Genomic DNA, 18,711 nt, shown 5'->3' with positions numbered 1-18,711 from the left:
CCGTACCCGGGGCTCCTCCGGGCCAGCACGCGGGATAGGTTCGCCGCATGGGTCCCCTGGGCAGTCAGAACCGTAGTCAGCACCGCGAAGAGCGGCGGATCAGTCCCGTCTTCCTCGGCATCTTCGCCGTGATGGCGGTGACGGGGTGGGCCGTGTGGACGGGGTACGCGACCAGCACCGGGCTGGCCGTCTTCCTCTTCGTCACGTCGGCGTGGATCGTCTCCCTGTGCCTGCACGAGTACGCGCACGCCCGCACCGCCCTGCACAGCGGCGACCTCAGCGTCGGCGCCAAGGGCTACCTGACGCTCAATCCCCTCAAGTACACGCACGCGCTGCTCAGCATCGTCCTGCCGGTGCTCTTCGTGATCATGGGTGGCCTGGGTCTCCCCGGTGGCGCGGTGTACATCGAGCGCGACCGGATCGAAGGCCGCTGGCGGCACAGCCTCATCTCGGCGGCCGGTCCGCTGACGAACGTCGCCTTCGCGGCCGTGTGCACCGCGCCGTTCTGGCTGAACGCCCTGGACGGGGTCCCGTTCGCGTTCCGCTTCGCGCTCGCCTTCCTGGCCCTGCTCCAGGTCTCGGCGGCGATCCTGAACTTCCTGCCGGTCCCGGGCCTGGACGGCTACGGCGTCATCGAGCCCTGGCTCTCCCACCGGGTCCGCCGCGAGGTGGCACCGCTGGCGCCGTTCGGCCTGCTGGCCGTCTTCGCGCTGCTGTGGATCCCCGAGGTCAACGGGTACTTCTTCGACCTGGTGTACGCCGTGCTGTCGGCGCTGGGCGTGAGCGACCTGGAGGCCGGCTGCGGCCACAACCTCTACCAGTTCTGGCAGGACACCAACGGCTTCTGCCAGATCGGCTAGGCCGCGCTGCGGGTGGCCTTCTCGATCTTCGCCTTGCGCACGTAGAACCACGCCATGTTCGACGTGATGCCGGCCATCAGCACCCACACGATCCCGAGCAGGTTGCCGTGGACGAAGGAGACGACGGCCGCGGCCACGGCGAGGGCGCAGAGGACGATGGCGAACACGGCAAGGCGGGGCATGGTGCGGGCTCCTCGGGGCACTGAAGCGGTTCGAGCCCCTCCAGTGTCCCCCATGCCCCCGCGTGCTCCCGTCCGGTCACTTTCGGCCATTCCATGATCTTTTCCTCCCCCGGGGTACGAAACCGGCCTCGCGGGACTGGCGACGGACTTCGGCATCCCGGTGCTGGAGGAGTCCGAGGAAGCGGCGGCGGAGCCCGCCGGGGATGCCGGGGAAGGTGCCCGGGCCGCGGGCGCGGGCGCCGCCGCGGAGACGGCCACTGAGACAGCCACGGAGACGGCCGCGGAGACGGCCCCCGCGCCCGAAGCCGTTCCCGAAGCCGCGCCCACGCCCGCCCCCGCGTCCGGGACCGCCGATCCGGCCCCCGCCCCTGCTGCCGGGACCCCCACCGCCGGAGCCCTCGCTGCCGTACCGGCCCAGACCCGCGGTCGTGGTCCCCGTACGACCAGGAAGAAGGTCACCCTGCCCAAGGCGGCCGGGAAGTCCCTCGCCGAGAACGAGACCTGGAGCCGGGCCCGGCTGTTCCCCGTCCCCTCGCTCAAGAGCGACAGGGAGCGGGAGGTCCGCGCCACCTCGGTGCTCCTGTCGGTCATGGCGCAGGTGCCGGAGTTCGGCCGCCGTCTCACGGCCGGGTTCGGCGCGCCCGCCGGCCGGATGCAGACCTTCACTGAGGTCTCGCTCGCCCACGGGGACACGCCCCGCCGGCCGGACGGGGTGATCCGGGTGGAGCGTGCGGGCAAGCTGTGGACGGCGCTCGTGGAGACCAAGACGAACGGCAACCCGCTCAAGGCGGAGCAGGTCCAGGCGTACATGGACATCGCCGCGCGCCGGGGCTACGAGGCCGTGATCACCCTCTCCAACGACGTGGCCCTGGAGGGCCGCGCCATGCTGGAGGTGAGGTGGACGGCCGGCGCAAGCACAAGGTCAGCCTCTGGCACCTGTCCTGGGCCGAGGTGGCCCACCAGGCGCAGATGCTGATCCGGCACGAGGGCGTGGGCAACGCCGCGCACGCCTGGCTCCTCCAGGAGCTCCTGGAGTACCTCCAGCACGAGCAGTCGGGCTGCCACGGCTTCCAGAACATGGGCGCCTCCTGGGTGCCCGTGCGCAACGGCATCGAGGACGAGACCCTCGGCCCCGGGGACGCCCGGGCGGTGGAGGTCGTGGAGAGCTGGGAGCGGCTGATCCGCCAGGTCTGTCTGCGGCTCGGCGGGGAGCTCGGGCAGAAGGCCCTGCCGGTGCAGCGCTCCCGGCGGGGCAGCGATCCGCAGGCCCGGCGGGTCGCGGCGGCGGAGCGGCTGTGCGGCGACGGGAAGCTCTCCGCGGAGCTCCGCGTCGACGGGACCAGCAGTGTCATCGCGGTCGGCGCCGATCTGCGGACGTCCAAGGTCCGCACGTCCGTGGAGGTGCCGGCGCCGGAGGGGGCGTACCCGCTGGTCGTGGTGAAGCGGCTGCTGAAGCTGCTCGCCGAGGCCCCGGCGGACCTGCACGTGGAGAGCCTGGTCGAGGCGGGGAACGGGCCGCGCGGGACTCTGGAGCGGCTGCGGCCCGAGCCGGGTGACCTGCTGCCCGTGGACGGCTCGGCGGTCGTGGGCTTCCGGCTGTCGCTGCTCAAGGGCATGGGCAGCACGCGCGGGAACGCGGAGTCCGGGTTCATCCGCAGTGTGGACGACGCCGTGGACCGCTTCTACCAGGGTGTGGTGGCCCACCTGGGGCCGGTCGAGGGGCGCGCCGGCCGCCGCGGCTGACCGGGCGCGGGGCCCGTCCGGCCGGCCCCGTTGAGGGGCGGCCGGACGGGTGCGCGGGGCGGCTCGGGGCGGGCGCGGCCGCCGCCGCGGCTCAGACGTCCGTGACGCGCAGGCCCGCGTGGGCCTTGTAGCGGCGGTTGGTGGAGATGAGGTTGGCCACCAGGGACTCGACCTGGTGGGCGTTGCGCAGGCGGCCCGCGAAGACTCCGCGCATGCCCGGGATGCGGCCGGCGAGGGCCTGGACGATGTCGGTGTCGGCGCGGACCTCGCCGAGGACCATCACGTCGGTGTCGATCTCCTCGATCGACTCGTCCTGGAGGAGGACCGCCGAGAGGTGGTGGAAGGCGGCCGTGACCCGGGAGTCCGGGAGCAGGGCGGCGGCCTGCTGGGCCGCGCTGCCCTCTTCGACCCGGAGGGCGTACGCGCCCTGCTTGTCGAAGCCGAGCGGGTTGACGCAGTCGATCACGAGCTTGCCCGCGAGGTCCTCGCGCAGCGATTCCAGGGTCTTGGCGTGGCCCTCCCACGGCACCGCGATGATCACGATGTCGCTGCGGCGCGCGCACTCGGCGTTGTCCGCGCCCTCCACCCCGAGCCCGAGCTCGTCGGCGGCGGTCTGCGCCCGGTCGGCGGCGCGGGAGCCGATGATCACCTTCTGGCCGGCCCGGGCGAGCCGGTAGGCCAGGCCCCGGCCCTGGTCGCCGGTACCGCCGAGGACGCCCACGACGAGGCCGGAGACGTCGGGAAGCTCCCACGGATCTTTGGCGGGAGCCTTGGCAGGAGCGGTGGCGGGAGCGGTGGTGGGGGGCGTGACGGGGGGCTGCGTGCTGTCTGTGGAGGTCATGGGGGCGAGAGTAACCGCGTGATCGTCAGAGTCGAACGCCCGGTGTGCGTGAGATGCGCTGCGGGCGCGGGACGCGTGGCGCGTGCGGGCCGTGCGCGGACCCGCCCTCCCCCCGTGCGTGCGGGCCGTGCGCGAACCGCCCTCCCACCGTGCGGGTGAGATGAGGGGAACGGCTCCCGTATGTCCCTTCCATGCGGCAGGATGCCGGTATGGACGCCGTGAGAGTCGCGCTGCTGCGCGAAGTGCTCGCCGGTACGGAGTGGCCCGGCGCCGCGCGCCGGTTTGCCGGAACGTTGCGGCGGTCGGTGGTGCCGGCCGGCGGGAACCTGCTGCTGGTCGGGACCGAGCAGTACGAGCCCTGGCACATGGCCGCGCACCTGGTCGACGAGGCCGCCTGGTCGGGGCTGCCGGAGCTGGCGCCCACGCTCGTACGCCACCACGTGCTGCCCGGTGACGCCCCGCACCTCTCGGTCGGCCTGAGTCGGCTGGAGGCGGCCCGGCGCGGTCACACCCTGCTGGTGGTGGCCCCGGAGCAGCCGGGCGAGGGGCTGCTGGAGCGGGTCCACGACGCCCGGCGCGCGGGGGCGACCGTACTGTCCCTGGACGGCGGGGACGCGGATCTCGGGACGCTCGCGCACGAGGTGCTGTCGGTGCCCGACGGAGCCGCCCAGGGGGCACCTCCCAGCGGTAGCCGGGGGATGGACCTGGACACCGTGCAGCACCTGGTCAGCGCGGCGGCCGGGGAGAACAGCCTGCCGGCGCAGCGCGGGCCGCGGCGGTTGCGGGACCGGCTGGCGCGGCTGGCCGATCAGCTGGCCGCGCCGCCGCCCAGCCGCTGGTAGGAGCGGGAGACGGGGAGTACCGCTAGGGAGTGTCCTCTTCGGCCTCGCGCGTCTTGTCGTTCCATTTGGGGTCGTTCTGCCATTCGAGGTTGCGTTCCTGCGCCGTCTCCATGGCGTGGGTCGCTTCCTCGGGCGTCTCGTAAGGGCCGAACCGGTCCTTCGCCGGGCATTCGGGGCCTTCCTCGACCTTCTTGTGGACCAGGCAGTAGTACCACTCGCCCGGCTTGCCCACCTGGCGCTTCTTGAACAGGGCCATCGTCAGGCTCCTCTCTCTGTCGCCATGCTGCCCCATACCCGCTCGATACACTCGCTTGTATGTCTGGCCAGTCGCTGCTCGTACCAGGCGAGCTCACCCCCGTCCGTTCCGTTCCCGGAAACATCCGCCGGCCCGAGTACGTGGGCAAGCCCGCGCCCACTCCGTACACCGGACCGGAGGTGCAGACGGCCGAGACCATCGAGGCCATGCGCATCGCCGGCCGGATCGCCGCCCAGGCGATGGAAGAGGCCGCCAAGCTGATCGCGCCGGGGGTGACCACCGACGAGCTGGACCGGGTCGCCCACGAATACATGTGCGATCACGGCGCCTATCCCTCGACGCTGGGCTACCGCGGCTTCCCCAAGTCGCTGTGTTCCTCGCTCAACGAGGTCATCTGCCACGGGATCCCCGACTCGACCGTCCTGCGGGACGGCGACATCGTCAACCTCGACGTGACCGCCTACATCGGCGGGGTGCACGGGGACAACAACGCCACCTACCTGTGCGGGGACGTGGACGAGGAGTCGCGGCTGCTCGTGGAGCGCACCCGCGAGTCCCTGAACCGGGCCATCAACGCCGTCAAGCCGGGCCGTCAGATCAACATCATCGGCCGGGTCATCGAGTCGTACGCGAAGCGCTTCGGCTACGGCGTGGTCCGGGACTTCACCGGCCACGGGATCAACTCGTCCTTCCACTCCGGCCTGATCGTTCCGCACTACGACAGCCCGCACGCCACCACCGTCATCGAACCCGGGATGACCTTCACCATCGAGCCGATGCTGACCCTGGGCACCCACGAGTACGACATGTGGGAGGACGGCTGGACGGTCGTCACGAAGGACCGCAAGCGCACCGCGCAGTTCGAGCACACGCTGGTGGTCACGGACACCGGGGCGGAGATCCTGACGCTCCCCTGAACCGGAGAAAATCGATTCCCACAGGTTTTTACCGACAAGGCGTCGGGAACACATTGACTTAGGTAAGCCTAAGTAGGAGGATCGGGTGTGGCGGCACGGCCGCCACGCCCCGCTCCCCCTTTTTCTTCCGATTCCTCGGAGGTCCGTCTTGGACGCCTTCTCCACCGTCATCCGTGTCGCCTCGCACGAGCAGCACACCGAGGCAGAGACCTCGTCCTTCATGAGCGACCTGCTCGGCGGCCGCCTCGGGGTGGACGCGTACACGCGATACACCGAGCAGCTCTGGTTCGTGTACCGCGCGCTGGAGGACGCCGCGGAGGCCCTCAAGGACGACGCGGTGGCCGGCCCGTTCATACAGCCCGAGCTGATGCGCGTGAGCGAGATCGAGCGGGACCTCGCCCACCTGCGCGGGCCCGAGTGGCGCGAGACGCTGGTCGCACTGCCCTCCACCGAGGCCTACGCGGCCCGCGTGGCCGAGTGCGCCGCCTCCTGGCCCGGCGGTTACGTCGCCCACCACTACACCCGCTATCTGGGTGACCTCTCCGGCGGCCAGATCATCCGCGACAAGGCGGAGCGGACCTGGGGCTTCGAGCGCAAGGGCGACGGCGTCCGCTTCTACGTCTTCTCGGACATCTCCAACCCGGCCGCCTTCAAGCGGACTTACCGCGAGCTGCTGGACGCGATCGCCGCGGACGACCTGGAGAAGAAGCGCATCATCGACGAGTGCAAGCGGGCCTTCGACTTCAACGGCGCGGTCTTCCGCGAGCTGGGCGAGCAGTTCCCGCTGAGCGCGTAGCGCCTGCGGCGGGCTGAACGGGGAAGGGGGGCGGGCCCGATGGGGCCCGCCCCCCTTCCGTTGGCGGCCTGCGGCCCGCCACGGCACGGCGGGAGGGACCGCCGGCCCGCGCCGGCGGCCACGGGTGATCCCGCCGTGCGGGGTGCGTCAGGTGGTGGCCGGGGCGAAGCTGACTCGGCCGCCGATCTCCACCGTGCCGTCCGGGCCGGGGGCGGTGAGGATCTGGGAGCCCGCGCCCTGGGTGATGTTCAGGGCGCGGTTCAGCTCGGCCGTCAGCAGGATCGCCGCCGAACCGGTGGCCTCGTCCTCGGCGATGACCCCGTCGGGGCGGCGCGGGAAACCGCGGGCCCGGATCCGGCCCGCGGTCTCGTCCTCCCACGCCCAGGCGTACAGCCAGCCCTCGCCCGGCGGCGGCGCGGGCAGCGCGTCCACCTCCGCGGGACTGGCGTACTGCTCGGTGCGCTTGCCCTCGACCCACTCGGGGCGGGCGGTGATCCAGGTGAACTCCCCGTCGTCCCGGGCCCATACGCTGCCCGCCGGAGGCTGGAGCTCCTCGATGTCGAGCAGCCACGCGACCCCGACCAGCGGGTGCCCCGCGAAGGACATCCGGGTGCCGGGAGTACGGATGTCGACGACCCCGCGTTCGGGGTCGTCGACGAACACCGTCTCGCTGTAGCCGAGTTCGGCGGCCAGTGCCTGCCGGGACGCGTCGTCGGGGCAGGCACGGCCGTCGCGTACGACGCCGAGCAGGTTGCCGTGGCTGCCATCACCCGCGCAGAAGACCTTCAGGACATCGAGATCGTTCACGCGGGCATTGAAGCACGGCTCAGTTCTGGGCCGTACGCCGCCTGCGCGCCATGTACACCGCGCCCGCTCCCGCGGCAACGATGGCGGCGGAGGAACCGAGCAGGGCGCCGGCCGGGATCTCGGAACCCGTGGTGGCGAGGTTGCCGCCGACGCTGCCGCCGGCGCCTCCGGTGGTGGCGGGGCCGGTGGGGGCCGCCGTGCTGGGGGTGCCGGTGGGCAGGACGGCGTCCTTGTCGACGGAGACGGTGAGGTTGACGTCGTCCACCCGGTCACCGGGCTTGTACATGGAGCCGGTGGTGTCGTTCGCGAAGGCCGCGGCGCCCTCCGCCGTGAGCGCGGTCCGTACGGCGTTCAGGGAGAGCAGGCCGTCCTTGGTCTTGTACTCGGCCTTGGACAGGTCGAGCGTGGCGAAGGGGATGTTCGCCTTGACCGCGGTGGCCGTCTTCACGTCCAGGACCAGGGTGCCCTTGTCGCCCTCCGTGTTGATGCGGACGTTGCCGAAGCTCATGTCGATGCCGTGGGCCGCGTACTGGAAGCGCAGGTTGCCCGCGAAGGAGGCGTTCAGCTTCTGCGTCTTGGTGTCGAGGGTGCCCTTGCCGCCGCCGAAGGCGAAGCTGTCGCCGCTCGCGACCGCGCCGTCCGTGGGGGTGACGGTGCCGCCCGCGCCCTGGACGTACTTGCGGAAGGACTCCTTGACGCCCCAGGCCAGCTTGCCGCTGAGGATCTGCTGCGGGCCGTCGGTGGCCGGGGAGCCGGCGGAGGGGGAGGCCGGCTTGGACGGGGAGGCCGACGCCGAGGCGGACGGGGAGGGGCTCTTGGAGGGGGAGGCGGAGGCGGAGGGGGACGGGCTCTTGGAGGGCGGCGGCGGGAACTCCAGTACGGCGGTCAGCGGGTCGCCCGCCTTGTCCTTGTAGCCGTCCGAGCCCAGGAGCGCGGCGGCCTCCGCGGTCAGGGTGGTGGCCAGGCCGGTCATCGACTGCCCGCCGAAGGCGACCTTGGCGAAGGGGACGTCCGCCGTGAGCTTGCCGTCCCGGGTGACGTCGGCGATCAGGAGCTTCTTGCCGGTGTCGATGCGCAGGTTCGCGAGCTTCACCTCGAAGTGGTGCAGGTCCGACTTGAAGGTGACGCTGCCCTTGAATGCGGCGGTCACGATGTGGCCGGCCGGGTCGTACTGGCCGGTGGCCGCGCCGAACGTGAAGCCCTTGTCGGTCTTCTTGGCACCGTCCGCGACGGTGATCTCGCCCTTGGCCATGCCCGTGACGTACGTGCGGTAGCTCTCCAGCAGACCCCAGTCGAGGGTGCCGCCGACGACCGGGATCGACGCGGGCGCCGCCGCCGGTGCGGCCGCGCCGGGCGCGCCGGCCGCGCTTCCCGCCGCGGTGGCGGGCAGCGCGAAGCCGGTGGCGCCTATCGCCGCGGCGGTGACGACGGCTGCCGCGATGGCGGCGGGGCGACGGGTGGATGACATGGCAGAGATCTCCTGAAAGGGGGGTGAAGGAGGGGAAGGGAAAGAGAGGGGGGAGCGGAAGGAAAGGGGGCGCCGGGTCCGAGCACGGGCACGGGCCCGGACCCTGATCGCGGGTCAGTCGCGCGGGGCGGCTTCGCCGGTGGCGTCGGCCGGCCCGGAAGCCGCTGCCGTCGCTGCGGGTTCACCGGCTGCCGCGGCCGCTGCCGCGTCCGTACGGCGCTTGCGGACCACCAGGAAGGCGGCCCCGCCGGCCAGGACCAGTACGGCCACCGCGAGGGCTGCGTACAGGCCGGTGTTCGAGGTCCCGGCGGTCTTCGCGGCGGTGGCCGGGGCGGGGGCGGCCGGGGCGGCGGGCGTGGCCGTGGAGCCGAGGTTCGGCAGGGCCGGGAGCTTGGCGGCGCCGTCGAGGGCCACGGCGAGCGAGACGGGGTCCATCTCGGTGCCCGGTTTGTACATGGAGTTGAAGGCCTGGGCCCCGCCCTCGGTGAGGGTGGCCGGGGCCTCGGCGAGGGTGGCGAGGCCGCCCTCGGTCTTGAGGCCCTTGGCGTCGAACTCGACGAGCGGGACGGCGTTCTTGGTGTCCGCGCCGGTGGTGACGTCGGCGGAGAGCAGGCCCTTGCCGTTCTCCACCTTGACCGTGACCTTGGCGAGCTTCAGGTCGAGGTGGGCGCCGGTGAAGTGCACGGAGCCTGCGAAGGCCGCGTCAAGAGTGCCCTTCGCGCCGTCGTACGCACCCTTGCCCTGCGGGAAGCGGAACAGTGCGCCGCCGTCCTGGGCGCCTTCGGCGAGCTCCCATTTGCCCTGGCCGATGGAGCCGGAGACGTACTCGCGGAAGGTGCGCCGCACGCCCCAGTCCACGGCGGCGTCGGTGAACGCGCCTCCGGCCTGCGGGGTCTGGGAGGCCTCGGGGGTTTCGGCCGGGGTGCTCGGCGCCTGCGAGGGCTGCCCGGCCGCGGGGGCGGCCTTGACGTCGACGGAGAGCGAGACCGGGTCGAGCTGCGCGCCGGCCGCGTAGTAGCCGGCGAAGGCCTTGGCGCCCTGGTCGGTGAGGGTGGCCGGGATGTTGGTGAGGGCGATCGGGCCACCGCCGCCCTTCATGTTCACCCCGCCCAGGCTCAGCCTGGCGAAGGGGACCTGGGAGGCGGTGGTGACCGCTCCGCCCTCCTTGGCCTTGCTGGAGACGTCCACGTAGAGGGTGCCGCTGCCGCCGCTGATCTTGACGCTTGGGCGGCTGATGCTGAGGTCCAGCTCGTATGTGCCGTCCGGCTTCTGGTGGCCCTGGAAGGTGACCCCGCCGCTGAAGGCGGCCTGCAGGGAGCCGCTGTCGGGATCGTAGGAGCCGGTCGCGGAGTGGAAGCGGAACAGGCTGCCGCCCGCGGTGGCCGCGCCGTTCCTCAGCTTGAACGCGCCTTTCGCCACCGGCCCCGTGACATAACTCTGGAAGGAGGATTTGATGCCCCAGTCAAGTCGGCCGCCCTCCACGGTGCGGCCCGCGGCCTGAGCGGCGGTAGCCGGGAGCAGGGCTCCCAGCAGGGCCGCGAGGGTCGCCAGCAGGGCGACGGCGGACGCACGGGCGGGTCTTGCGGACATGAATGTCCCCTCCAGGGTCTAGCGAGCGAGGTTAGGCAAACCTAAGCTACGTTCGGCCAGGTTGAAACCCCCTGGTCCCCGGAACCTCGGACCGGGCCCCAACTTCCCAGTCGGACGATCAGGACGGTGCCTTCGTGCCTACGCCCGCCGCGTCAACCCGCATGTCCCGCTTCGCAGTTGCCCTGACCTCCGTGGTCCTGGCATTCGGCGTGAGCGCCTGCGGAGGTACGGCAGCCCCCGCCCACTCCACCGGAGCGGGCGCCCCGGCCGTACCCGACCGGGTGGAGCCGCTCGCCCCGGCGCCGGTACCCGCGCTGCCCGCGACCGTGGCCTCGGCGGACGGCACCCAGGTCACCATCGCCTCCACGGACCGGGTGATCCCGCTGACGGGCAGCCTCAACGAGATCGTCCAGACCCTCGGTCTCGGCCCGAAGGTCGTCGCCCGGGACATCACCGCCACCTTCGAACAGGCGGCGGACCTCCCGGTGGTGACGCGGGGCCACGACGTGTCCGCGGAGAGCGTGCTGTCGCTGCACCCCACCCTGGTGCTGGCCGAGACCACATCCGGCCCCGCCGAGGCGATCCAGCAGATCCGCGACGCGGGCATACCGCTGCTGGTGGTGGCCCCGGCCAAGTCCCTGGACGACGTGGCCAAGCGCACCAGCACGGTCGCCGCCGCCCTGGGCGTCAAGGAGGCCGGGGCGCAGCTCAACCAGCGCACCGCCGAGCGCATCGCCGCCGCCCGCCGGTCCCTGCCGGCCTCGGGCAAGAAGCCCCGCGTGGCCTTCCTCTACCTGCGCGGCACCGCCTCCGTGTACCTGATGGGCGGTTCCGACTCGGGAGCCGGCTCCCTGCTGGAGGCGGCCGGCGCGGTGGACACCGGCCCGGAGTCGGGGCTCGGCAAGGACTTCACCCCGATCACCAGTGAGGCCCTGGCCGCCGCCGCGCCCGACGCCATCCTCGTGATGTCCAAGGGGCTGGAGTCCGTGGGCGGCGTGGACGGCCTGGTGAAGATCCCGGGCGTGGCCCAGACCCCGGCCGGCCTGGACCGGCGGGTGATCACCGTCGACGACGGGGTCCTGCTCAACTACGGCCCGCGCACCGACCAGGTGCTGACCTCTCTGATCACCCAGCTCTACGGCAAGGCCTCCTGACGTGTCCCTCTCCTACGACGAAGCCCCCGAGGCGCCGCCCGGCGCGGGCCCCGCTCCCGGACGGGCCCCCGCTCCCGCTCCCGCGCCCGCTCCCGGACCGGCATCGCCCGCGACCACTCCCGCGCCCGCGGCGGAGGCCGCCGCGCCGCGCGGGCGCCGCTGGGGCTCCGCCTGGCTCACCGGCGCGCTCCTCGCCGTCCTGGTCCTGCTCGCGCTGGTCTCCGCCGGGGTGGGGGCCTACGAGATCCCGCTCGGGGAGGTGCTGGGGTCGGTGCAGCACCGCCTCGGCCTCGGGGGCGCCGCCCTCGACCGGGTCGGGGAGAGCGTGCTGTGGAACGTACGGCTGCCCCGCGTGGTGCTCGCGCTGCTCGTCGGGGCCAGCCTCGGCTGCGCCGGAGCCCTGATGCAGGGGGTGTTCGGCAATCCCCTGGCCGAGCCCGGGGTCATCGGGATCTCGGCGGGCGCCGCCGTCGGCGCGGTCGCCGCGATCGGGCTGGGGCTGTCCTTCTTCGGCAGCTGGACCATCACCGCGTGCGCGTTCGTCGCGGGGCTGGTCACCGTCGGCGCCGTGTACCTGCTCTCCCGCAACGGCGGCAGGACCGAGGTCGTCACCCTCATTCTGACCGGCATCGCCGTCAACGCCTTCGCGGGCGCCCTGATCGGCCTGTTCGTCTTCTTCGCGGACAGCGGCCAGGTCAACCAGATCACCTTCTGGCAGCTCGGCTCCCTGGCCCAGGCCACCTGGCCCAAGGTCCTCGCCGTGCTGCCCTGCGCCCTGGCCGGACTGGCGCTCGCCCCCTTCTACGCCCGCAAGCTCGACCTGCTGTCCCTCGGCGAACGCCCCGCGCGCCACCTCGGGGTGGACGTGGAGCGGCTGCGGCTCGCGCTGATCCTGGTCGTCGCGCTGCTGACCGCGGCCGCGGTCGCCGTGGCGGGGATCATCACGTTCGTCGGACTGCTGGTGCCGCACCTGCTGCGCATGGCCAACGGCCCCGGACACCGCTTCCTGGTGCCCGGCAGCGCGCTGGCCGGAGCCGTGGTGCTGGTCGCCGGGGACCTGGCCGCGCGGACCCTCGCCCAGCCCGCCGAGCTGCCGCTCGGCGTCCTGACCGCCCTGCTCGGCAGCCCGTTCTTCTTCTGGCTGCTGCGCCGCACCCGCCGCAAGCAAGGAGGCTGGGCGTGAGCGTCCCGTTCCGATTCGGCTTCGCCGCACTGCGCGGCAGCAAGCGGGCCGTCCCGGCCCGCCCGGCCCCCGGCGCCCCGCTCGCCGAGGCCGTGGACCTCCACGTACGGCTCGGGCAGCGCGAGGTGCTCGCCGGGATCGGACTGACCGTCCGGGCCGGGGAGGTGCTGGCCCTGGTCGGGCCGAACGGTGCGGGCAAGTCCACCCTGCTGGCGGCGCTCTCCGCGGACCTGCCGGCCGCCTCCGGGGAGGTCCGGATCGACGGCCGCCCGGTGGGCGGGTGGTCGGCTCCCGATCTGGCCCTGCGCCGGGCGGTGCTCCCCCAATCGGCCGCGCTGTCCTTCCCTTTTCCGGTGGAGGACGTCGTGCGGATGGGCCGCGCCCCCTGGGCGGGGACCGCGCTCTGCGACTCCGACGACGAGGCGGTGGCCGCCGCCATGGCCGCCACCGAGGTGACGGGCTTCGCTGCCCGGCCCTTCTCGGCGCTCTCGGGCGGCGAGCGGGCCCGGGCCGCGCTGGCCCGCGTACTGGCCCAGCGGGCCCCGCTGCTGCTGCTCGACGAGCCGACGGCGGCACTGGACCTGCGCCACCAGGAGCTGGTGCTGCGGATCTGCCGGGAGCGGGCGGCGGCCGGGGACGGGGTCGTGGTGGTCCTGCACGACCTGGGTCTGGCCGCGGCGTACGCGGACCGGGTCGCGGTCCTGCACGACGGCCGGATCGCGGCGGACGGACCGCCGGCGGAGGTGTTCGAGGACGGGCTGCTGAGCCGGGTCTACCGCCAGCCGGTGGAGGTCCTCCCCCACCCGCGCACCGGGGCTCCGCTGGTGGTCCCGGTGCGGGAGGACCGTTCTGCCGGGGACCGCTGCGGAGGGAACCGTTCCGCCGTACGGAACGACTCCATGGGCTTGACCCCCGCTTGACCTTTCCGTGGAGCGGCCATGGGGCACCCGTGATGCCTCCGTGTCCGGTGGTGGCAGGTGTGGGCTGAATCACTGGACGTACGGGTATAGGTCAGGTAAGCCTCGGTTAAGTTAGGTCCGCCTCACCGGCTGCCCCCACCCGATCGGGGCGGCCGTCTGCCGAACGCCAGACTGCCAGGAGCCCCCTATGCGACCCGCCCGCCTCACCGTCCTCACCGCGGCCGCCGTCGTGGCCGCCCTCTCCGCGGTCACCGGCTGCTCCGAGAAGAGCGACGCGTCCGGCGACGGCACGATCAAGGTCGCGGCTTCCGACTCCGCCTGCGAGGTCTCCGCGAAGGAGTTCCCCGCGGGCAAGGTCGCCTTCGAGGTGGAGAACAAGGGCTCCAAGGTCACCGAGCTCTACGTCCTCTTCCCCGACGACCGCATCGTCGCCGAGCGCGAGAACATCGGCCCCGGCACCAAGGCCACCATCACCGCCGAGCTCAAGGCGGGCGACTACGAGATCGCCTGCAAGCCCGGCATGAAGGGCGACGGCATCCGCCAGTCCGTCAAGGCCACCGGCTCGGGCACCGCCGAGAAGCGCAGCCCCGAGGCCGACGCCGCCGTCGCCGCGTACCGCAAGTACGTGCAGGAGCAGGCCGACGAGACCATCCCCAAGGCGCAGGCCTTCGCGGACGCGATCAAGGCCGGCGACGTGGAAGCCGCGAAGAAGGCGTACTCGCTCTCCCGCGTCGGCTGGGAGCGCACCGAGCCGGTCGCCGAGTCCTTCGGTGACATCGACCCGAAGGTCGACGTCCGCGAGGACGGCCTGGAGCCGAACCAGGAGTGGACCGGCTGGCACAAGCTGGAGAAGTCCCTGTTCGCCGACAACAAGATCGACGACGCGGACAAGAAGCTCGCCGAGACCCTGATGACCGACCTGGCCGAATGGCAGAAGAAGGTCGGCCAGGCGGAGATCACCCCCACCTCGATGGCGAACGGCGCCAAGGAGCTCCTCGACGAGGTCGCCACCGGCAAGGTCACCGGCGAGGAGGACCGCTACAGCCACACCGACCTGGTCGACTTCAAGGCCAACGTCGAGGGTGCCGAGAAGGCGTACGAGCTGCTCAAGCCCATCGCCGCGAAGAACGACCCCACGCTCTCCACCGAGCTCGACAAGCAGTTCGCGGCGCTGAACAACCTGCTGGAGAAGTACCGCCCGAACAAGGCCGCGTACGAGTTCACCGCTTACGACAAGGTCGGCGAGGCCGAGCGCAAGGAGCTCTCCGACGGCGTCAACGCGCTGGCCGAGCCGCTCTCGAAGCTCGCCGCCGCGGTCGCGAAGTAACACCGGTATCAGCAGAGCAGGCGGGAGAGGCCCCATGAGCGAGTCAGTGTCCGAGCCGGGACCCGAGCAGGGTTCCGCGGGAGACGGCGCGCCCGACAACGCGCCGGAGCAGGCCAAGGGCGCGCCCTCGCGCCGCTCCGTCCTGGGCTGGGGCGGCGCGGGCCTCGCGCTCGGCGCCGCGGCGGCCGGCGGTACGGCCGCCGCACTGCACTCGGGCCCCGGCATGGTCTCGGCGGCCTCGGCCGGCGCGGCCGTGCCGTTCCACGGCGAGCACCAGGCCGGCATCGCCAGCGCCGTCCAGGACCGCCTGCACTTCGCCGCCTTCGACGTGAAGACGAAGGACCGCGCGGAGCTGATCAAGCTCCTGAAGGACTGGACCGAGGCGGCCCGGCTGATGACGGCCGGCCACCCGGTCGGCGAGGGCGGCTACGGCGGCCTCCCGCAGGCCCCGCCGGACGACACGGGCGAGGCGCTCGGGCTGAAGGCCTCCCGCCTCACCCTGACCATCGGTTTCGGGCCCGGCCTGTTCGCCAAGGGCCGCTTCGGCCTGGAGGGCAAGCGCCCCGACGCCCTGGTGGAACTGGAGGCCTTCCCCGGCGACAACCTCGACCCGGCCCGCTCGGGCGGCGACCTGTGCGTCCAGGCCTGCGCCGACGACCCGCAGGTCGCGGTGCACGCCATCCGCCAGCTCGCCCGCATCGGCTTCGGCAAGATCGCGGTGCGCTGGTCGCAGCTCGGCTTCGGCAAGACCTCCTCGACCACCCCGGACGCGCAGACCCCGCGCAACATGATGGGGTTCAAGGACGGCACCCGGAACGTCTCGGGCACCGACGCCGCGGCGCTGGACAAGCACGTGTGGGTCGGCGCGGGCGACGGCAGCGACTGGCTGACCGGCGGCTCGTACCTGGTCGCCCGGCGCATCCGGATGCACATCGAGACCTGGGACCGCACCTCGCTCGGTGAGCAGGAGGACATCATCGGCCGCGACAAGGGCGAGGGTGCCCCCGTGGGCAAGTCCAAGGAGCGCGACGAGCCGTTCCTGAAGGCGATGAAGCCGGACGCGCACGTCCGCCTCGCCCACCCGGACAGCAACAGCGGCGCGACGATCCTGCGCCGCGGGTACTCCTTCACCGACGGCACGGACGGGCTGGGCCGCCTCGACGCGGGCCTGTTCTTCCTGGCCTACCAGCGTGACGTCCGCAAGGGGTTCATCACGCTCCAGCGGAACCTGTCCAAGAACGACTCGCTCAACGAATACATCCAGCACGTGGGTTCGGCCGTCTTCGCCGTCCCGCCGGGCGTCCGTGACAAGGACGACTGGTGGGGCCGGGCGCTGTTCGCGTAAGGGACGGGGAGAACCGAAGTGTTCAGCAACTATCTGATCGGTCTGCGCGAGGGGCTGGAGGCCAGCCTCGTCGTCTGCATCCTCATCGCGTACCTGGTCAAGACCGGCAACCAGAACAAGCTGGTGCCGCTGTGGCTGGGCGTCGGCCTGGCCGCCGCCTTGTCGCTGGCCTTCGGCGCGGGTCTGGAATTCGGCACGCAGGAGCTGGACTTCAAGGCGCAGGAAGCCATCGGCGGCAGCCTGTCGATCATCTCGGTCGGGCTGGTCACCTGGATGGTCTTCTGGATGAAGCGCACCGCGCGGAACCTGAAGTCCGAGCTCCAGGGCAAGCTCGACGCCGCGCTCGCGATGGGCACCGGCGCCCTGGTGACCACGGCGTTCCTGGCCGTCGGCCGGGAGGGCCTGGAGACCTCGCTGTTCGTGTGGCGTTCGGTGCACGCGGCCGGGAACGGCGCGGGCCCGCTGATCGGCGTACTGCTCGGCATCGGATCGTCGATCCTGCTGGGCTGGCTGTTCTACCGGGGCGCGCTGAAGATCAACCTGTCGAAGTTCTTCACCTGGACCGGCGGCATGCTGGTCGTGGTCGCCGCGGGCGTGCTCGCGTACGGCGTGCACGACCTGCAGGAGGCCGACTTCCTGCCGGGGCTGGGCGACAAGGCCTTCGACATCAGCTCGGCGATCCCGCCGGACAGCTGGTACGGGACCCTGCTGAAGGGCACCTTCAACTTCCAGCCGGACCCGACCGTGTTCCAGCTGGTGGTGTGGGCGCTGTACCTGATCCCGGTGCTCACGCTGTTCCTGGCCCCGTCGCTGGTCAAGCGTGCCAAGCCGGAGACGGAGACGAAGCCGGAGCCCAGCCGCTCCTGACCCGGCCGGGCCGGTCGCCGCTCACCAGAGCCGGTCGAGCGTCCCCGGGTGGAGCGGGACACGAATGCCGGTGAAGGCCGCGCGGACCCGGTCCGCGCGGCCTTCGGCGTGTCCGTGGGTTTCGGCGTGTCCGTGGGTTTCAGCGGTTCCGTGGGTTTCAGCGTGTCCGTGGGTTTCAGCGGGTCCGGGGTTTTCGAAGAACGTCCCGAGGACGGTCTTGTCCATGCCCGGGGCGTCCGTCGCGAGGGGGTCCGCGGGGGTCCCGCCGACCAGGACCGTGCCGGGAAGGACCTCGAAGCCGGCCGCCTCGTAGAACGGGACCAGTTCCCGGTCGCAGCTGAACAGCACCAGGTCCACCGCCGGATCGGCGGCGAGCGCCGCACGGGCCGCCGCCACCAGCCGGGCCCCGTACCCGCGCCCGCGTACGTCGGGGCGCGTGACCACGGCGCTCAGCCCGGCCGCGCGGTACGTGCGCCCGTCCGCGAGCCCGACCGTCTTGTACAGCAGCGCCAGCGAGGCGGCGACCCGCCCCTGCCCGTCCAGCAGCAGCACCGCGAGCGGGTCGAGCGCCGGATCGTGTCCGGGGCTCGACCCCGGCCAGGCCTGCTGCTCCAGGACCGCCACCTGCGCGGCGAGCCCGGCGGGCAGGGTCTCGTGGAACTCGACGGACATCCCGGCCGGCACTACGGGATCCTCGTACCCGCGCCGCCGACCCGGACCCGGGGATCCCCGGAGCGCAGCTCGACGGTCAGCAGGCCGGGGCGGCCCATGTCCGCGCCCTGGTGGAGGGTGAGGACGGCGTCGGCCGGGACCAGGCCGAGCTCGCGCGCGTACGCCCCGAAGGCGGCCGCGGCGGCGCCGGTCGCCGGATCCTCGACCACGCCGCCGACCGGGAAGGGGTTCCGTACGTGGAACTCGGCCGGGCCCGCCCGGTGCGCGAGCTGCACGGTGGTCAGGTCGAGGCGCCGCATCAGGGCCTCCAGCCGGGCGAAGTCGTACGAGAGCTCCGCGAGCCGGGCCCGGGTGGCGGCGGCGAGCACCAGGTGGCGGGCCCCGGCGTAGGCGATCCGCGGCTCGAAGGCCGGGTCCAGGTCGGCGGCCGGCCAGTCGAGCGCGGCCAGCGCCTCGGCGAGATCGGCCGGGTCCAGGGCCTCGGTGTGCGGCTCGACGCTGGTCAGGGTGGCCCGCAGCCCCTCGCCCTCCCGGGTCACCGACACCGGCACCGTGCCCGCCCGGGTCGCGAAGACCAGCTCGCCGGGGCCGATCCGCTCGCCCAGCGCGACGGCGGTGGCCACGGTGGCGTGCCCGCAGAAGGGGACCTCGGCCTTGGGGCTGAAGTAGCGCACGGTGAAGGCCCGGCCCTCGGCGCCGCCCAGGTCCTCGGGCGGGGCGGTGAGGAAGGCCGTCTCGCTGTAGCCCAGCCCGGCGGCGATCTCCAGCATGGCGGCCCCGTCCAGACCGGCCGCGTCGAGCACGACCCCGGCGGGGTTGCCGCCGGCGGGGTCGTCGGAGAAGGCGGTGTAGCGCAGTACCTCAGTCGTCATGATCGGCTCAACCCGGGGCCCCCGGTGCCGCATTCCCGGATCCGGCCGGGATCCCGCGGGCCGGGACGG

At 72.7% G+C, this 18,711-nt stretch carries 18 protein-coding genes and 1 pseudogene; 11 read left to right on the top strand and 8 right to left on the bottom strand.

Features of this window, described 5'->3' with window-relative positions:
• The first annotated feature begins 47 nt into the window (after positions 1 to 47).
• Entirely contained in the window at positions 48 to 860 is an 813-nt protein-coding gene (locus OG904_RS21905) for a site-2 protease family protein (RefSeq protein WP_405493482.1), read from the top strand.
• Here OG904_RS21905 and OG904_RS21900 read toward each other — a convergent pair.
• Positions 857 to 1,042 (bottom strand): hypothetical protein, encoded by a 186-nt coding sequence (locus tag OG904_RS21900; protein ID WP_405493480.1) that lies wholly within the window; start codon positions 1,040 to 1,042, stop codon positions 857 to 859. The two genes, OG904_RS21905 and OG904_RS21900, sit on opposite strands and share 4 nt — an antisense overlap.
• A 112-nt stretch (positions 1,043 to 1,154) precedes the next feature.
• Here OG904_RS21900 and OG904_RS21895 point away from each other — a divergent pair.
• Positions 1,155 to 2,785, top strand: a pseudogene (locus OG904_RS21895) (TerD family protein); the annotation flags it as partial.
• A 91-nt stretch (positions 2,786 to 2,876) separates the two neighbouring features.
• Here the strand turns inward: OG904_RS21895 and npdG are convergent.
• Positions 2,877 to 3,626 carry an NADPH-dependent F420 reductase gene (gene npdG / locus OG904_RS21890; protein ID WP_405493478.1) on the bottom strand — a complete coding sequence of 250 codons (750 nt, stop codon included), beginning with the start codon at positions 3,624 to 3,626 and terminating at the stop codon, positions 2,877 to 2,879.
• A 209-nt stretch (positions 3,627 to 3,835) separates the two neighbouring features.
• On the opposite strand from npdG, the gene OG904_RS21885 reads away from it, so the two are divergent.
• A complete protein-coding gene (locus tag OG904_RS21885; RefSeq protein WP_405493476.1) occupies positions 3,836 to 4,468 on the top strand; it encodes a hypothetical protein in 633 nt (210 codons plus the stop codon).
• 22 nt (positions 4,469 to 4,490) lie between these two features.
• Here OG904_RS21885 and OG904_RS21880 read toward each other — a convergent pair whose 3' ends face one another.
• Positions 4,491 to 4,724 (bottom strand): hypothetical protein, encoded by a 234-nt coding sequence (locus OG904_RS21880; protein ID WP_405493474.1) that lies wholly within the window; start codon positions 4,722 to 4,724, stop codon positions 4,491 to 4,493.
• A gap of 59 nt (positions 4,725 to 4,783) precedes the next feature.
• On the opposite strand from OG904_RS21880, the gene map reads away from it, so the two are divergent.
• On the top strand, positions 4,784 to 5,641 hold the full coding sequence (gene map, locus OG904_RS21875; protein WP_405493472.1) for a type I methionyl aminopeptidase: 858 nt from the start codon (positions 4,784 to 4,786) through the stop codon (positions 5,639 to 5,641).
• A gap of 148 nt (positions 5,642 to 5,789) precedes the next feature.
• Positions 5,790 to 6,437, top strand: coding sequence for a heme oxygenase (biliverdin-producing) (locus OG904_RS21870; RefSeq protein WP_405493470.1), 648 nt, complete (start codon positions 5,790 to 5,792; stop codon positions 6,435 to 6,437).
• 147 nt (positions 6,438 to 6,584) lie between these two features.
• On the opposite strand, the gene OG904_RS21865 is transcribed toward OG904_RS21870, so the two are convergent.
• The 3 genes from OG904_RS21865 to OG904_RS21855 form a co-directional block, all read right to left on the bottom strand.
• Entirely contained in the window at positions 6,585 to 7,244 is a 660-nt protein-coding gene (locus tag OG904_RS21865; protein WP_405493468.1) for a PhzF family phenazine biosynthesis protein, read from the bottom strand.
• Positions 7,245 to 7,263: 19 nt separating this feature from the next.
• The gene (locus tag OG904_RS21860; protein WP_405493466.1) at positions 7,264 to 8,712 is read right to left on the bottom strand and encodes an HtaA domain-containing protein; all 1,449 of its coding nucleotides are present in this window, start codon (positions 8,710 to 8,712) and stop codon (positions 7,264 to 7,266) included.
• 114 nt (positions 8,713 to 8,826) lie between these two features.
• Positions 8,827 to 10,302, bottom strand: a complete 1,476-nt coding sequence (locus OG904_RS21855; protein ID WP_405493464.1) for an HtaA domain-containing protein — start codon at positions 10,300 to 10,302, stop codon at positions 8,827 to 8,829.
• 161 nt (positions 10,303 to 10,463) lie between these two features.
• On the opposite strand from OG904_RS21855, the gene OG904_RS21850 reads away from it, so the two are divergent.
• The 6 genes from OG904_RS21850 (at position 10,464) to efeU (ending at position 17,098) form a co-directional block, all read left to right on the top strand.
• The gene (locus tag OG904_RS21850) at positions 10,464 to 11,456 is read left to right on the top strand and encodes a hemin ABC transporter substrate-binding protein (RefSeq protein WP_405493462.1); all 993 of its coding nucleotides are present in this window, start codon (positions 10,464 to 10,466) and stop codon (positions 11,454 to 11,456) included.
• Position 11,457: 1 nt separating this feature from the next.
• The gene (locus OG904_RS21845; RefSeq protein ID WP_405493460.1) at positions 11,458 to 12,639 is read left to right on the top strand and encodes a FecCD family ABC transporter permease; all 1,182 of its coding nucleotides are present in this window, start codon (positions 11,458 to 11,460) and stop codon (positions 12,637 to 12,639) included.
• Between the two features lie 29 nt (positions 12,640 to 12,668).
• Entirely contained in the window at positions 12,669 to 13,559 is an 891-nt protein-coding gene (locus tag OG904_RS21840; RefSeq protein WP_405498181.1) for a heme ABC transporter ATP-binding protein, read from the top strand.
• Positions 13,560 to 13,746: 187 nt separating this feature from the next.
• The gene (efeO, locus tag OG904_RS21835) at positions 13,747 to 14,886 is read left to right on the top strand and encodes an iron uptake system protein EfeO (RefSeq protein ID WP_405493458.1); all 1,140 of its coding nucleotides are present in this window, start codon (positions 13,747 to 13,749) and stop codon (positions 14,884 to 14,886) included.
• A 34-nt stretch (positions 14,887 to 14,920) separates the two neighbouring features.
• Entirely contained in the window at positions 14,921 to 16,231 is a 1,311-nt protein-coding gene (gene efeB, locus OG904_RS21830) for an iron uptake transporter deferrochelatase/peroxidase subunit (RefSeq protein WP_405493456.1), read from the top strand.
• An 18-nt stretch (positions 16,232 to 16,249) separates the two neighbouring features.
• Complete coding sequence (gene efeU / locus OG904_RS21825) at positions 16,250 to 17,098, top strand: iron uptake transporter permease EfeU (protein WP_405493454.1); 849 nt, start codon at positions 16,250 to 16,252, stop codon at positions 17,096 to 17,098.
• A gap of 21 nt (positions 17,099 to 17,119) precedes the next feature.
• On the opposite strand, the gene OG904_RS21820 is transcribed toward efeU, so the two are convergent.
• On the bottom strand, positions 17,120 to 17,782 hold the full coding sequence (locus tag OG904_RS21820; protein WP_405493452.1) for a GNAT family N-acetyltransferase: 663 nt from the start codon (positions 17,780 to 17,782) through the stop codon (positions 17,120 to 17,122).
• Positions 17,782 to 18,642, bottom strand: a complete 861-nt coding sequence (locus OG904_RS21815; protein WP_405493450.1) for a PhzF family phenazine biosynthesis protein — start codon at positions 18,640 to 18,642, stop codon at positions 17,782 to 17,784. Before OG904_RS21815 ends, OG904_RS21820 begins: the two co-directional genes overlap by 1 nt.
• Positions 18,643 to 18,711: the final 69 nt, after the last annotated feature.

Source organism: Streptomyces sp. NBC_00096 (assembly GCF_045041305.1).
Lineage (GTDB): Bacteria > Actinomycetota > Actinomycetes > Streptomycetales > Streptomycetaceae > Streptomyces.
This window is presented reverse-complemented; position numbering and strand designations above follow the sequence as displayed.

Bases quoted from the DNA above. Each gene is read 5' to 3' on its own strand.
- OG904_RS21900 (WP_405493480.1), bottom strand. From the start codon at position 1,042: ATGCCCCGCCTTGCCGTGTTCGCCATCGTCCTCTGCGCCCTCGCCGTG.
- OG904_RS21905 (WP_405493482.1), top strand. From the start codon at position 48: ATGGGTCCCCTGGGCAGTCAGAACCGTAGTCAGCACCGCGAAGAGCGG.
- OG904_RS21860 (WP_405493466.1), bottom strand. From the start codon at position 8,712: ATGTCATCCACCCGTCGCCCCGCCGCCATCGCGGCAGCCGTCGTCACC.
- OG904_RS21885 (WP_405493476.1), top strand. From the start codon at position 3,836: ATGGACGCCGTGAGAGTCGCGCTGCTGCGCGAAGTGCTCGCCGGTACG.
- npdG (WP_405493478.1), bottom strand. From the start codon at position 3,626: ATGACCTCCACAGACAGCACGCAGCCCCCCGTCACGCCCCCCACCACC.
- OG904_RS21880 (WP_405493474.1), bottom strand. From the start codon at position 4,724: ATGGCCCTGTTCAAGAAGCGCCAGGTGGGCAAGCCGGGCGAGTGGTAC.
- map (WP_405493472.1), top strand. From the start codon at position 4,784: ATGTCTGGCCAGTCGCTGCTCGTACCAGGCGAGCTCACCCCCGTCCGT.
- efeB (WP_405493456.1), top strand. From the start codon at position 14,921: ATGAGCGAGTCAGTGTCCGAGCCGGGACCCGAGCAGGGTTCCGCGGGA.
- OG904_RS21850 (WP_405493462.1), top strand. From the start codon at position 10,464: ATGTCCCGCTTCGCAGTTGCCCTGACCTCCGTGGTCCTGGCATTCGGC.
- efeO (WP_405493458.1), top strand. From the start codon at position 13,747: ATGCGACCCGCCCGCCTCACCGTCCTCACCGCGGCCGCCGTCGTGGCC.
- OG904_RS21855 (WP_405493464.1), bottom strand. From the start codon at position 10,302: ATGTCCGCAAGACCCGCCCGTGCGTCCGCCGTCGCCCTGCTGGCGACC.
- OG904_RS21815 (WP_405493450.1), bottom strand. From the start codon at position 18,642: ATGACGACTGAGGTACTGCGCTACACCGCCTTCTCCGACGACCCCGCC.